Here is a 13,189-nt window from a genome sequence, read left to right on the forward strand (position 1 = left end):
CCCATCCACGCCTATAGCTCTGCTTTTAATGACATCGAAATCGACCTTCGTCCTCGGCCACCGGCATTTGCTGGGCATCGAGGGCCTTTCCGCGGCCGACATCACCGGCCTCCTCGACCTGTCCGAAGAATATGTCGAGCTCAACCGCCAGGTTGACAAGAAGCGCACCGTCCTGCGTGGACGGACGCAGGTGAACCTCTTCTTCGAGGCCTCCACCCGGACCCAATCCTCGTTCGAGCTCGCCGGCAAACGGCTCGGCGCCGACGTCATGAACATGTCGGTGTCCTCGTCCTCGATCCGCAAGGGCGAGACCCTGATCGACACCGCCGTCACGCTGAACGCGATGCACCCAGACATCCTGGTGGTGCGCCATCACGCCTCCGGCGCAGTGGAACTGCTGGCGCGCAAGGTTGACGGTTCCGTGATCAATGCCGGCGACGGCGCGCATGAGCATCCCACCCAGGCGCTGCTGGACGCCCTCACCATCCGCCGCAACAAGGGCCGCATCGAGGGCCTCGTGGTCGCAATCTGCGGCGACGTGCTGCATTCGCGCGTCGCCCGCTCCAACATCATCCTGCTCAACACCATGGGCGCCCGCGTCCGCGTCGTCGGCCCCTCCACGCTGCTGCCGCCGGGCATCGAGCGGATGGGTGTCGAGGTCGCGCGCGACATGCGCGAGGGCCTCGAAGGCGCCGACATCGTCATGATGCTGCGGCTCCAGCGCGAGCGCATGAACGGCTCCTTCGTGCCCTCGTCATCCGAATACTTCCATTATTTCGGGCTCGACCAGAAGAAGCTCGCCTACGCCAAGCCGGACGCACTCGTGATGCATCCGGGTCCCATGAACCGCGGCGTGGAGATCGACTCGATCGTGGCCGACGGCGCCCAATCCCTGATCCGCGAACAGGTCGAAATGGGCGTCGCCGTGCGCATGGCCGTGCTGGAAGCGCTCGCCCGCAATCTGCCGAACGCGTGATGCCGATGCTGACCGACCGCCGCCCCATCCTGCTCGCCAACGCCCGCGTCGTCGATCCCAGCAAGGATTTCGACGGCATAGGCGACGTCCTGATCGCCGACGGCACCATCCGCGAGACCCGCCGCGGCATTGGCGCGGCCGGCGTCCCCGAAGGCACCGACATCGTCAACTGCTCCGGCAAGATCGTGGCGCCGGGCCTGATCGACATGCGCGCCTTCGTCGGCGAGCCGGGCCTCAGCCACCGCGAGACCTTCGCGTCGGCGAGCCAGGCCGCCGCAACCGGCGGCATCACCACCATCATCTGCCAGCCCGACACCTCGCCCGTCATCGACAATTCGGCAACGGTCGATTTCGTGATGCGCCGCGCCCGCGACACCGCGATCGTCAACATCCAGCCGATGGCCGCGCTCACAAAGGGGATGCTCGGTGAGGAGATGACCGAGTTCGGCCTCTTGAAAGCGGCCGGCGCGGTCGCCTTCAGCGACGGCGACAAAAGCGTCACCAACGCCCAGGTGATGCGCCGCGCCCTGACCTACGCCCGCGACTTCGACGCGCTGATCGTGCATCACACCGAGGATCCCAACCTCGTCGGCGAAGGCGTGATGAACGAAGGCGAGTTCGCGACCCGGCTCGGTCTGATGGGCATCCCGAATGCCGCCGAAGCCGTGATGCTGGAACGTGACCTGCGCCTCGTCGCGCTCACCGGCGGGCGCTATCACGCGGCCTCGCTGACCTGCATCGACTCCCTCGACATCCTCAAGCGCGCCCGCGATGCCGGGCTCGCCGTCAGCGCCTCGGTCTCGATCAACCACCTTGCGCTGAACGAGAACGACATTGGCCCCTACCGGTCCTTCCTGAAACTGTCGCCGCCGCTGCGCACAGAGGACGATCGCCGCGCGCTGGTCGCCGCGATGGCCTCCGGCCTCGTCGACGTCATCATGTCCGACCACAATCCGCAGGACGTCGAAGTCAAGCGCCTGCCGTTCGCGGAGGCCGCCCCCGGCGCGGTCGGGCTCGAGACCATGCTGCCGGCCGGCCTGCGGCTGGTGCACAATGGCGAAATGGAACTGAAGACGCTGATCCGGGCGATGTCGACCCGGCCGGCCGAGCTGCTTGGGCTCGCGGGCGGAACCCTGCGCGCAGGCAGCCCGGCCGACGTCATCGTGATCGATCCCGATACGCCCTGGGTGGTCGATCCCGCCGACCTCAAATCGCCCTGCAAGAACACCCCGTTCGACGAGGCCCGCTTTACAGGCCGCGTGGTGCGCACCATTGTCGGCGGACGGACGGTGTACGAACATGTCTGACGTGCAGGATCATGCGTGGCGTCTCGGCTCGACCTTAAGATGCAGCCATTGGGGATGCGGCCATGGGCTTTGAAGCATTTTTGCCGGTGGCGCTCGTCATCGGCTACCTCCTCGGCTCGATTCCGTTCGGGCTGATCCTGACCAGGCTTGCGGGCACGCAGGATATCCGCTCGATCGGCTCCGGCAGCATCGGCGCCACCAACGTGCTGCGCACGGGACGCAAGAGCCTTGCCGCGGGCACCTTGCTGTTCGACGCCCTCAAGGGCACCGTGGCTGTGGTGATCGCCGGCTACATCGCAGGCCCCAATGCCGCCATGGTGGCCGGCCTCGGCGCCTTCCTCGGGCACCTGTTTCCGGTCTGGCTGAAGTTCAAAGGCGGCAAGGGCGTCGCCGTCTATATCGGCATCCTGCTTGGCCTGTTCTGGCCAGGCGCGGTCGTGTTCTGCCTGCTCTGGCTGGCGACCGCCTTCACCAGCCGCTACTCCTCGCTTTCCGCGCTGGTGGCGGCGTTCATCACGCCGATGTTCCTGTGGTGGTTCGGGCATCTCGCATTGTCCGCGCTGTTTGCAGTGCTGACGCTGCTGCTGTTCTACGCGCATCGGGAGAACATCAAGCGCCTGCAAGCGGGTAAGGAAAGCCGGATCGGCGAAAAGGCGTAGAGCGTTTTCGAGCGAAGTGGATACCGGTTCGCGTCAAGAAAACGCGTCAAAACAAAATCTGAAGCCGGAAAAAGTACGGATTCCGCCGCGTCCCTTCCGCATTATATGCCAAATCCTGTTCGCAACTTGCGGCCGACTCACGGCTAGAGTGGCGAACAGGCTCCACGCCTGTCATCCTGACAGCGGAAAAGGCGTTACGCGGTTGCTCAGAATGAGCGAGAAGATGGTCGGCACGCATGACGAAGGCGGCTTGCAGGGCACTGCGGCAAGCCGGCTGCTGTCGACGACCAATATCTGGTCCGATGCGCCCGCGCCGCCTCCTGCGCCGAAGCCTGTCCCCGTTCCTCCGCCAGTGCCGCGGCCTGATCCAGTCGCCCGAGCTCCCGTAGCAGTCGAGATCGTACCTACGCCCACGCCTGCTGCTCAGTCACGCTCCGACCATTGGCCGCCGCACAAACTCTCGCTGGCGCTCCAGGGCGGCGGCACCTTTGCCGCCTTCACCTGGGGCGTGCTGGAGCGGCTGCTGGAAGAGCCGTCGATCGCGATCGACACCATCAGCGGCGCCAGCGCCGGCGCCATCAACGCGCTGCTGCTCGCGTCCGGCCTTGCCGAAGGCGGCCGCGAAGCCGCCCGCGGCCGGCTGAACCGGTTCTGGGTCCGCCTGATGCACGAGGCCTCGTTCCGCTCGCTGATGCTGGTCGGCGGATTTTCCCCGGCAGGAAGCTCGGTCGCGTTCGGTCCGACGCTGCGCTCCGGCCAGTTCGATCCGTTCGATCTCGATCCGCTGCGGCAGGCGTTGTCGCGCGACATCAACTTTTCCGTCTTGCGCGACGCGCGGTGCCCGAAGCTGCTGATCGCAGCGACACGGATCCGCGACGGCCAGCAGCAGATCTTCCGCAACGAGTCTGTGACCGCCGACGTCGCGCTGGCCTCGACCTGCCCGCCCCTGGTTCACTGCGCCGTCGAGATCGACGGCGAGGCCTATTGGGACGGCGGCTTTGGCGGCAATCCGCCCATAGTGCGACTGGTCGAGGAAACGAAGGCGACGGACGTGCTGCTGGTGCAGGTCACACCGGCGCGCGACAGCTATGTGCCGATCACGCTTGCCGCGATCGACCGCCGGCTCGACCAGATCGCGGCCAACGCCGCCCTCAATGCCGAGATCGCGGCGCTGGAGTGGGCGCGAGCAACCGCCGCACCCTCGCTGCGGCTGTTCAGGATCGCAGCGGAAGACTCCGTCGACGGGCTGGCGCAACGCTCATCGACCGATCTCGGCCGCGGCTTCATTCGCACGCTTCACCGGAGCGGCCGTGAGGCCACCGAGCGCTGGCTGATGAAGCAAGGTGCAGATAACAGCACAGCGCCCGCCGCATCCGGCCAGCGCACAGCTGCGGTCGAATCTGCACTAGCCTGATTTCGCCAGCGCGTTCTCCAGGAACCAGGCCGCCGCAAGTGCGAGCGGATCGTTGCCGAAGCGCGCGATCACCTGCACACCGATGGGGAGGCCACCGACCTTCAGCACCGGCACGTTGACGCAAGGGTTGCCCATCAGCGTCCAGAGCCGGTTGTAGCGGGGGTCGCCGGTGGTCGCGAGCTCCTTGGCCGGCGGCGTGCCCGGCGCGGAATAGGTCAGGAGCACGTCGAAACCCTCGAACAATTCGCCGAGCTCGCGGCGGCCGCGGCGGCTGATCCGGCGCGCTTCGTCATATTCCTTCGGCGTCAGTCCGACCGTCGCATCGAGGCTGGCGCGCAGCATCGGTGCGATCTCGTCGTGACGTTCCGAAAACTCCCAGGCGAGCGCGCGATGCGCCTCGAAATCCTGGACGATCGGGTGGATGCGCCAAGCCTCCTGCACTGCTTCCGGCAGATCGATGGTCTGCACGCCGGCGCCGGCGCGTTCGGCGGCCTTGATGGCGGCCTGCAAGCCCTCTTCGGCGGCCGGCTCCACGGCGCCGGCAAACTCCTGCCGGACCACGCCGATGCGCGGCGACTTCGCCGGCACGATGCCGGAGAATTCGGTGCGGCCGGTCATTGCCGATAGCCCACGCGCGAGATCCTCCGCGCGCGCGCCGAACAGTCCGACCGTGTCGAGCGCCCACGAATAGCATTTGACGCCGACCGTCGGCAGCATGCGGAACGAGGGCTTGATCGCGGCGGTCCCGCAATAGGCGGCAGGCCGGATCACCGAGCCGCCGGTCTGGGTGCCCAGCGCCAGCGGAATCATGCCGGCGCCAACGGCCGCCGCCGAGCCCGACGACGAGCCGCCCGGCGTATGCCCGAGATTGTGCGGATTGAGCGTCGCCGTCGGATCGCGCGAGGCGAATGCCGTCGTCGTTGTCTTGCCGATGATGGTCGCCCCTGCCTGCTTCAGCATCATCACGACCGGCGCGTCGCTGCGCGGCTGCCAGCCCCGATAGATCTGCGAGCCCATCTCGGTCGGCATGTTGGCGGTGTCGATGATGTCCTTGATCCCGACCGCGATGCCGCGCAGCGGACCGGCGCCTTGCGCTCTTGCCGACTTGTCGTGGCGGACGAAGGCGCGGACGTCCTTCTCTTTGGCCTCGATCGCCGCGTGCGACTGGGCGATGGCGGCATCGGGCGAAAGTTCGCCCGCTTCAATGCGGCGCTGGAGGTCGGCAAGTGAGATCATGGCAAAATCCTTCTTATTGGGATCGCTTTTAGCATCGGGGCGAGGTCGTGCAAGCGCACGCCACTGTTGCCCACGCCCTCAGGTTGTTCCATGCTGCCCCCGCAAGGAGACGCCGTGGACGCCATCAATCCGAGCGTGGAGCTGACCGAGTCCGAGCGGATCGACCGCCTGCGGCTGATCCGCTCCGACAATGTCGGGCCGCGCACCTTCTATTCGCTGGTCGATCATTTCGGCACTGCGCGTGCCGCGCTCGAGCGGCTGCCCGATCTGGCGCGCCGCGGCGGTGCACAGCGATCGGGGCGCATCTGTAGCGCGGACGAGGCGAAGGCCGAGCTTGCCGCAAGCCGCAAGTTCGGCATCGCCTGGCGCGCGCCGGGCGAAGACGGCTATCCGGCCCGTCTCGCAACTCTGGACGATGCGCCGCCGCTGCTTGCCGTCCGCGGCGACACCAAAACCCTGATGCGGCCGATGATCGCGATCGTCGGCTCGCGCAACGCCTCCGGTGCCGGCCTGAAATTCGCCGGCCAGCTCGCGCGCGAACTCGGCGAAGCCGGTTTTGTTGTCATCTCCGGCCTCGCGCGCGGCGTCGACCAGGCCGCGCATCGCACCAGCGTCGAAAGCGGCACGATCGCCGTGCTCGCCGGCGGGCATGATTGCATCTACCCGCCCGAGCATGGCGACCTGCTCGCCGCGATCCTCGACCAGAGCGGCGCGGCGATCTCCGAGATGCCGCTCGGTCACGAGCCACGCGCCCGCGACTTTCCCCGCCGCAACCGGCTGATCTCGGGCGCCTCGCTCGGCGTAGTCGTGGTGGAGGCGGCGCACCGGTCGGGCTCCCTGATCACCGCGCGTATGGCGGCCGAACAGGGCCGCGAGGTGTTCGCGGTCCCGGGGTCACCGCTCGATCCGCGCGCCGCCGGCACCAACGACCTGATCAAGCAGGGCGCAACGCTCGTCACGGAAGCTGCCGACATCATCAACGCTGTCGCACCGATCATGGAGCGGCCGGTCATGCATCCGGCCGGCGAGCCCGACAGCGAGCCGTTCGAGCATGATCCGCAAGGCCACGACCGCGACCAGATCACGGGCCTGCTCGGCCCCGCGCCCATTTCGATCGACGATCTTGTGCGCATGTCCGGCGCCTCGCCCGCGATCGTGCGCACCGTGCTGCTGGAGCTCGAGCTTGCCGGCCGGCTCGAACGCCACGGCGGCGGATTGGTGTCGCTGCTTTAGGGCTCGTTGCGCTCATCGAAGCGCGTGCGTGCCGCCGCGATCTGCTCCTGGTGCGCGATCGCCCACTCCCCGAGCGCCTTCACCGGCTGCTGGAGGCCGCGGCCGAGATCGGTCAGCTCGTAATCCACCCGCGGCGGAATGGTCGGAAAGATCGTGCGCGTGACGAGGCCGTCGCGCTCCAGCCCGCGCAGCGTCAAGGTCAGCATCCGCTGCGAGATGCCGTTGATCATGCGCTTCAGCTCATTGAAGCGCTTTGGCCCGTCACTCAGCATCATGATGACGAACACGCTCCATTTGTCGCCGACCCGAGCGAGGATCGAGGCGACCCCCCGGCAGTCCGCGTGGTTTGGGTCCGGCATCGGGGCGGGCCTTTGATTTGCCCTCGTCGGCGCAGGCAAATCGGTGTTCTCAGGTTTCAATAATGTGCCCATGGCTCAAAAAAGTGCGTTCTTGCGGGGTTTTCGATAGTCACTCATGTAGCGCTGGTTACAAACCTATACCATGGGTGACCCAAATGAAACTCCTTCATATCGACTCCAGCGTTCTCGGCCCCCACTCCGTCAGCCGGCAGGTCTCCGCCGCCATCGTCGACCGCCTGCGGCAGGCGACCCCCGCGCTCGACATCGTCTATCGCGACCTGACCCAGACCCCGCTTGCGCACCTGTCCGGATCGCATCTTGCCGTCGCGCAAGGCGCGCCCGCGCCGGCGGAACTCGCACCCGACCTCGCCGCGAGCGCGGCGGCACTGGACGAGTTCCTGGCGGCCGACGTCGTCGTGATCGGCGCGCCCATGTACAATTTCACCATTCCGAGCCAGCTCAAGGCCTGGATCGACCGCGTCCTCGTGGCTGGCAAGACGTTCAGCTATGGGGCGAACGGCCCGCAGGGGCTCGCCGGCGGCAAGCGCGTGATCGTGGCGATCTCCCGCGGCGGCTATTATGGCGCAGACACCCCGCTCGCCGTGCTTGAGCATCTCGAAACCTATCTGCGCGGCGTATTCGGCTTCATGGGAATCCAGAACCCCGAATTCGTCATCGCCGACGGCATCCAGGTCGGGCCGGAACATCGCGAAAAGGCGATTGCAGGCGCGCTCCAGGCGGCCACCAGCCTGCGCGCAGCTTAAGGTCCCGCGCAAATCATCAGCCGTCGCCGACGACCCGCGGCGGCTGATGCCCGCGCGTGATCTGCGAAGCTAGAACCAGACGCCCTGCATGCCGACGATCACGACAATCAGCGAGACGAGCAGGCCGATTCCGGAAAACAGCGCCACCGCCACGAACTCGGAACTGTCTGAGCGTTTCGCCGGAATGGTGGATCGTTCGGTGTAAATACGTGGCGCTGAAATCGAGGAAAAAAAGCGGGCTGTTTTCGGCATAGTGGACTCCCTTGAAAATGAGTTTTCTCACCCCCCTGCCCGTAAAAATGTCTTTGCAGCTTGCGCGAAGGTACTGCCTCATCACGCAAGGTTCAGAGAATACACCAGTCAAGACGAACGAACCAGCCGGCGCAACCGCTGCGGCTGCGCCGACCGTTTCAATTTTCGTCTGATTTGATCAGCCGCGATAGATCGGCGCGCCGCTCGGCGAGGCCACTGCGCCGCCGTCGACGAAGATCTCCTGGCCCTGCACATGCGCGGAATCATCCGAAGCGAGGAACAGCACCGTCTTCGCGATGTGATCGGGCTCGCCGATGCGGCCGAGCGGCGTCGACAGCGCGATGCGTTGCTCGAACGCCTTCTCGGCTTCGGGCGTTGCGACCGCAGCGCCCCAGATCGGTGTGCGGATCGCGCCGGGCGCCACCACATTGACGCGGATGCCGCGCGGCGACAGTTCCGAGGCCATGATCCGCGCCATCGCGCGCACGCCGGCCTTGGCCGCGCCGTAAGCCGAGTAGCCGGGAATGCCGAGCACGGAGATCACCGAGCCGTTGAGGATGATCGAGGCGTTGTCGTTGAGATAGGGCAGCGCGGACTGAACCGTGAAGAACACGCCGGTCAGGTTCGTGCTGATGACCTTCTCGAACACCTCCAGCGTCGCCGATCCGAGCGGCGTGCCGCCGGGGATGCCGGCGTTGGCGAAGACGATGTCGAGCTTGCCGAACGTCTCGGTGCCCCGCTTGATCGCAGCTTCGGTCGCGGCGATGTCGGTGGCGTCCGCAGCGAGCGCGATCGCGTTCGGCCCGAGTTCCTTCGCGGCGGCCTCCAGCGTCTCCTTGTTGCGCCCGGTGATCACCACTTTGGCGCCCTCGGCCACGAACAGTCTTGCCGTTGCAAGCCCGATGCCGCTGTTGCCGCCGGTGATCAGGGCCGTCTTACCTTGAAGTCTCACGCTCGCCTCCACTAGTTGCATTATGAAACTAGATTGCCATCTAGGCCATTTGGTTTTATGATGCAACCACACAAGCGCGTGATCGCCGCCGAAATCGGGCGAACGCGACAGGACCGGGACAATGGTGAAAAGAACGAGCTTTGAGGGAGACTCCTGCCCTATCGCGCGATCGCTGGAGGCGATCGGCGACTGGTGGTCCCTGTTGATCATCCGCGAGGCGCTGTTCGGCCTGCGCCGCTTCGGCGAATTCCAGAGCAAGCTCGGCATGGCCAGGAACATCTTGTCGGCGCGGCTGCGCGCGCTGGTCGACCACGGCATTCTGGAAACCGCCCCCGCCTCCGACGGCAGCGCGTATCAAGAGTACGTGCTGACGCCGAAGGGCCGCGGTACCTTTCCAATCCTGGTGGCGCTCCGGCAATGGAGCGAGGAGTTCGACGACGCCCCCGAGGAGATCGCGACCATTTTGGTGGACCGCGCCAAGGGCCTCCCGGTGAAGAAGCTCGAAATGCGCGCCGAGGACGGCCGCCTGCTCAGCCCCGCCGATACCATGTTGAAGCCGCGGCCCGCGCCGCGGCGAAGGTCGGCCTGATAGCAACGACCCACCACCACCGTCATTGCCGCGGTTGAGGCAGCGCGCCCAACTCTTTCACCGTCACCCTGAGGTGGCCGCTTCTTCAGCGGCCCTCGAAGGGCGACGGCCCGGCTGCATCAGCGGGGCCGCTCATCCTTCGAGGCTCGGCTTGCGATGCGTTCGCATCTCAAGCCTCACGCCTCAGGATGACGGATCAGATAGAGACGGTACCCTCACGACAGCTTGCGCTTGCTCCGCAGCCGCAGGTGCTCGTCGGCCTCCAGCTTGGTCATGCCCAGGAGATAATGCAGCACGTCGAGCTTGTGGCGCTCGGCGAGCTTGCGCAATGCCCCGGCCTGCTCCGCGATGAAGGCGACCGCCTCGTCCGCGCCGCCCTCCTCCGGTTCCTCGTTGCGCGTCCCCCCTCGCGCGCCAGACGCGGCGCGCGCTCGTTTCTTTCCTGGCCTTGTCACCAGACCCCACCCCGAATCCATGCCCCGCAGGGACATTACGCCGACATCGGCCGCAACTCCAAGGTGGTATTTTGCAACTTTCTCGATATGAAACTTTTCCCATCCTGGCGGCTTTCAACACCCCTCGATTTGACAGCGAGGGCCGCACCACCCATGTTCGGGTCGAAACGGCCGTTCCGAGTCCCTTCGAATTCGGCCTAAGATTTTCCCGTAAGTTACTGGAACTACATGAATATCGTCATTGTGGAGTCGCCGGCGAAAGCCAAGACGATCAACAAATATTTGGGCTCGTCCTATGAGGTTCTGGCGTCGTTCGGCCATGTCCGCGACTTGCCCGCGAAGAACGGCTCCGTCGATCCCGACGCCAATTTCAAGATGATCTGGGAGGTCGACCCCAAGGCCGCCGGCCGGCTCAACGACATCGCCAAATCCCTGAAGGGCGCCGACCGCCTGATTCTCGCCACCGACCCTGATCGCGAGGGCGAGGCCATCTCCTGGCACGTGCTGGAGGTGCTGAAGGAAAAGCGCGCGCTGAAGGACCAGAAGATCGAGCGCGTGGTGTTCAACGCCATCACCAAGCAGGCCGTCTCGGAGGCGATGAAGCATCCGCGCCAGATCGACGGCGCGCTGGTCGATGCCTATATGGCGCGCCGCGCGCTCGATTATCTGGTCGGCTTCACACTCTCCCCCGTGCTGTGGCGCAAGCTGCCCGGCGCCCGCTCGGCCGGCCGGGTGCAGTCGGTGGCGCTGCGCCTCGTCTGCGACCGCGAGCTCGAGATCGAGAAGTTCGTAGCCCGCGAATACTGGTCGCTGGTCGCGACCCTGCTGACACCGCGCGGCGACGCCTTCGAGGCCCGCCTCGTCGGCGCCGACGGCAAGAAGATCCAGCGCCTCGACATCGGCACCGGCGCGGAAGCGGAAGACTTCAAGAAGGCGCTGGAACTCGCGAACTACGCCGTGACCGCGGTCGACGCCAAGCCTGCGCGGCGCAATCCGCAGGCACCCTTCACCACCTCGACGCTGCAGCAGGAAGCCAGCCGCAAATACGGCTTTGCGCCGGCGCACACGATGCGCATCGCCCAGCGCCTCTATGAAGGCATCGACATCGGCGGCGAGACCACCGGACTCATTACTTATATGCGTACCGACGGCGTCCAGATCGCCCCCGAGGCGATCACCCAGGCGCGCAAGGTGATCGGCGAGGATTACGGCAACGCCTATGTGCCGGACGCCCCGCGCCAGTACCAGGCCAAGGCCAAGAACGCGCAGGAAGCGCACGAAGCGATCCGCCCGACCGACATGTCCCGCCGCCCGGACAGCATGAGCCGCAAGCTCGATGCCGATCAGGCCAGACTCTATGAGCTGATCTGGAAGCGCACCATCGCGAGCCAGATGGAAGCGGCCGAGCTCGAGCGCACCACCGTCGACATCACCGCGAAGGCCGGCGGACGTACGCTGGAGCTGCGCGCCACCGGCCAGGTCATCAAGTTCGACGGCTTCCTGGCGCTCTACCAGGAAGGCCGCGACGACGAGGAGGACGAGGACTCCCGCCGCCTGCCCGGCATGAGCGCGGGCGAAGCCTTGAAGCGGCAGTCCCTCGCCGTCACCCAGCATTTCACCGAACCGCCGCCGCGCTTCTCGGAGGCTTCGCTGGTCAAGCGCATGGAAGAGCTCGGCATCGGCCGGCCCTCGACCTATGCCTCGATCCTCCAGGTCCTGAAGGACCGCGGCTACGTCAAGCTGGAGAAGAAGCGCCTGCACGGCGAGGACAAGGGCCGCGTCGTGATCGCGTTCCTGGAAAGCTTCTTCAGCCGTTACGTCGAATACGACTTCACCGCGGGCCTGGAAGAGCAGCTCGACCGCATCTCCAACAACGAGATCTCCTGGCAGCAGGTGCTGAAGGACTTCTGGCGCGACTTCATCGGCGCCGTCGACGACATCAAGGACCTGCGCGTCGCGCAGGTGCTGGACGTGCTCGACGAGATGCTGGGGCCGCACATCTATCCGCCGCGCGCCGATGGCGGCGACGTCCGCCAGTGCCCGAGCTGTGGCACCGGCCGGCTGAATCTGAAGGCCGGCAAGTTCGGCGCCTTCGTCGGCTGCTCGAATTATCCGGAATGCCGCTACACCCGTCAGCTCGCCGCCGACGGCGAGACCACTGCCGACCGTTCGCTCGGCCAGGACCCTGATACGGGTCGCGATGTCTGGGTCAAGGCCGGCCGCTTCGGCCCCTACATCCAGCTCGGCGAGCAGAAGGATTATGAGGAAGGCGAGAAGCCGAAGCGCGCCGGCATCCCGAAGGGCACCTCGCCCGGCGATGTCGACCTCGAGCTCGCGCTGAAGCTGTTGTCGCTGCCGCGCGAGATCGGAAAGCATCCGGAAACCGGTCAGCCGATCACCGCCGGACTCGGCCGCTTCGGGCCGTTCGTCAAGCACGAGAAGACCTATGCCAGCCTCGAGGCCGGCGACGAGGTGTTCGACATCGGCCTCAACCGCGCCGTCACGCTGATTGCGGAGAAGGTCGCCAAGGGCCCGAGCCGCCGCTTCGGCGCCGATCCCGGCAAGGCGATCGGCGATCATCCGACGCTCGGCACCGTCACCGTGAAGAGCGGCCGTTACGGCGCCTATGTCACCGCCGGCGGTGTCAACGCGACGATCCCGGCCGAGTTCGAAAAGGACGCCATCACGCTGCCGCAGGCGATCGCGCTGATCGACGAGCGCGCGGCCAAGGGCGGCGGCAAGACCAAGGCGAAGAAGGCGGCAAAGCCGGCCAAGGCCAAGAAGACTGCGGAGAAGGCCGACGGCGAGGACGCCGCGCCGAAGCCGAAGAAGCCGGCCGCGAAGAAAGCCGCGGCCAAATCGAAAACTGAATCCACCAGCAAGGCGCGCGCCGCCGTGTCGTCGACTGCCAAGACGTCGCCGATCAAGGCAGCCGCCACCAAGAATCCTGCAAATACTCCGGCCAAGAAGAGTGCCGGCAAGAATTAGAGGTT

13 protein-coding genes are annotated in these 13,189 nt (G+C 66.2%); 8 read left to right on the forward strand and 5 right to left on the reverse strand.

Annotation, left to right across the window (positions count from 1 at the left end):
- Nucleotides 1–28: 28 nt before the first annotated feature.
- The 4 genes from GPL20_RS28795 to GPL20_RS28810 all read left to right on the forward strand — a co-directional run bounded on the left by GPL20_RS28795 (nucleotide 29) and on the right by GPL20_RS28810 (nucleotide 4,356).
- On the forward strand, nucleotides 29–976 hold the full coding sequence (locus GPL20_RS28795; protein WP_157334028.1) for an aspartate carbamoyltransferase catalytic subunit: 948 nt from the start codon (nucleotides 29–31) through the stop codon (nucleotides 974–976).
- 5 nt (nucleotides 977–981) lie between these two features.
- A complete protein-coding gene (locus GPL20_RS28800; protein ID WP_167533273.1) occupies nucleotides 982–2,283 on the forward strand; it encodes a dihydroorotase in 1,302 nt (433 codons plus the stop codon).
- 62 nt (nucleotides 2,284–2,345) lie between these two features.
- Complete coding sequence (gene plsY / locus GPL20_RS28805; RefSeq protein WP_157334032.1) at nucleotides 2,346–2,942, forward strand: glycerol-3-phosphate 1-O-acyltransferase PlsY; 597 nt, start codon at nucleotides 2,346–2,348, stop codon at nucleotides 2,940–2,942.
- A gap of 211 nt (nucleotides 2,943–3,153) precedes the next feature.
- Nucleotides 3,154–4,356 (forward strand): patatin-like phospholipase family protein, encoded by a 1,203-nt coding sequence (locus GPL20_RS28810; protein ID WP_167533270.1) that lies wholly within the window; start codon nucleotides 3,154–3,156, stop codon nucleotides 4,354–4,356.
- On the opposite strand, the gene GPL20_RS28815 is transcribed toward GPL20_RS28810, so the two are convergent.
- Nucleotides 4,348–5,592, reverse strand: coding sequence for an amidase (locus tag GPL20_RS28815; protein WP_157334034.1), 1,245 nt, complete (start codon nucleotides 5,590–5,592; stop codon nucleotides 4,348–4,350). The genes GPL20_RS28810 and GPL20_RS28815 overlap by 9 nt on opposite strands.
- A 90-nt stretch (nucleotides 5,593–5,682) precedes the next feature.
- On the opposite strand from GPL20_RS28815, the gene dprA reads away from it, so the two are divergent.
- Entirely contained in the window at nucleotides 5,683–6,825 is a 1,143-nt protein-coding gene (gene dprA / locus GPL20_RS28820; protein ID WP_157334036.1) for a DNA-processing protein DprA, read from the forward strand.
- Here the strand turns inward: dprA and GPL20_RS28825 are convergent.
- Nucleotides 6,822–7,256 carry a winged helix-turn-helix transcriptional regulator gene (locus GPL20_RS28825; RefSeq protein ID WP_157334038.1) on the reverse strand — a complete coding sequence of 145 codons (435 nt, stop codon included), beginning with the start codon at nucleotides 7,254–7,256 and terminating at the stop codon, nucleotides 6,822–6,824. The two genes, dprA and GPL20_RS28825, sit on opposite strands and share 4 nt — an antisense overlap.
- An 83-nt stretch (nucleotides 7,257–7,339) precedes the next feature.
- Between GPL20_RS28825 and GPL20_RS28830 the strand changes: the two genes are divergently transcribed.
- A complete protein-coding gene (locus tag GPL20_RS28830; protein ID WP_157334040.1) occupies nucleotides 7,340–7,948 on the forward strand; it encodes an FMN-dependent NADH-azoreductase in 609 nt (202 codons plus the stop codon).
- Nucleotides 7,949–8,017: 69 nt separating this feature from the next.
- Here the strand turns inward: GPL20_RS28830 and GPL20_RS28835 are convergent, their stop codons facing one another.
- On the reverse strand, nucleotides 8,018–8,200 hold the full coding sequence (locus GPL20_RS28835) for a hypothetical protein (RefSeq protein WP_157334042.1): 183 nt from the start codon (nucleotides 8,198–8,200) through the stop codon (nucleotides 8,018–8,020).
- Nucleotides 8,201–8,378: 178 nt separating this feature from the next.
- A complete protein-coding gene (locus tag GPL20_RS28840; protein ID WP_254125715.1) occupies nucleotides 8,379–9,152 on the reverse strand; it encodes a glucose 1-dehydrogenase in 774 nt (257 codons plus the stop codon).
- A 121-nt stretch (nucleotides 9,153–9,273) separates the two neighbouring features.
- On the opposite strand from GPL20_RS28840, the gene GPL20_RS28845 reads away from it, so the two are divergent.
- Nucleotides 9,274–9,741 (forward strand): winged helix-turn-helix transcriptional regulator, encoded by a 468-nt coding sequence (locus tag GPL20_RS28845; protein ID WP_157334046.1) that lies wholly within the window; start codon nucleotides 9,274–9,276, stop codon nucleotides 9,739–9,741.
- A gap of 215 nt (nucleotides 9,742–9,956) precedes the next feature.
- On the opposite strand, the gene GPL20_RS28850 is transcribed toward GPL20_RS28845, so the two are convergent.
- Entirely contained in the window at nucleotides 9,957–10,196 is a 240-nt protein-coding gene (locus GPL20_RS28850) for a hypothetical protein (protein WP_254125713.1), read from the reverse strand.
- A 228-nt stretch (nucleotides 10,197–10,424) separates the two neighbouring features.
- On the opposite strand from GPL20_RS28850, the gene topA reads away from it, so the two are divergent.
- A complete protein-coding gene (topA, locus tag GPL20_RS28855; protein ID WP_157334050.1) occupies nucleotides 10,425–13,184 on the forward strand; it encodes a type I DNA topoisomerase in 2,760 nt (919 codons plus the stop codon).
- Nucleotides 13,185–13,189 lie beyond the last annotated feature (5 nt).

The organism is Bradyrhizobium cajani (assembly GCF_009759665.1).
Lineage (GTDB): Bacteria > Pseudomonadota > Alphaproteobacteria > Rhizobiales > Xanthobacteraceae > Bradyrhizobium > Bradyrhizobium cajani.

Excerpts from the sequence above, each read along its gene's own strand:
- GPL20_RS28815 (WP_157334034.1), bottom strand. The coding sequence starts at position 5,592 with ATGATCTCACTTGCCGACCTCCAGCGCCGCATTGAAGCGGGCGAACTT.
- GPL20_RS28800 (WP_167533273.1), top strand. The coding sequence starts at position 982 with ATGCTGACCGACCGCCGCCCCATCCTGCTCGCCAACGCCCGCGTCGTC.
- topA (WP_157334050.1), top strand. The coding sequence starts at position 10,425 with ATGAATATCGTCATTGTGGAGTCGCCGGCGAAAGCCAAGACGATCAAC.
- GPL20_RS28810 (WP_167533270.1), top strand. The coding sequence starts at position 3,154 with ATGAGCGAGAAGATGGTCGGCACGCATGACGAAGGCGGCTTGCAGGGC.
- GPL20_RS28795 (WP_157334028.1), top strand. The coding sequence starts at position 29 with ATGACATCGAAATCGACCTTCGTCCTCGGCCACCGGCATTTGCTGGGC.
- GPL20_RS28835 (WP_157334042.1), bottom strand. The coding sequence starts at position 8,200 with ATGCCGAAAACAGCCCGCTTTTTTTCCTCGATTTCAGCGCCACGTATT.
- dprA (WP_157334036.1), top strand. The coding sequence starts at position 5,683 with ATGCTGCCCCCGCAAGGAGACGCCGTGGACGCCATCAATCCGAGCGTG.
- GPL20_RS28825 (WP_157334038.1), bottom strand. The coding sequence starts at position 7,256 with ATGGGCACATTATTGAAACCTGAGAACACCGATTTGCCTGCGCCGACG.
- GPL20_RS28845 (WP_157334046.1), top strand. The coding sequence starts at position 9,274 with ATGGTGAAAAGAACGAGCTTTGAGGGAGACTCCTGCCCTATCGCGCGA.
- GPL20_RS28830 (WP_157334040.1), top strand. The coding sequence starts at position 7,340 with ATGAAACTCCTTCATATCGACTCCAGCGTTCTCGGCCCCCACTCCGTC.
- plsY (WP_157334032.1), top strand. The coding sequence starts at position 2,346 with ATGGGCTTTGAAGCATTTTTGCCGGTGGCGCTCGTCATCGGCTACCTC.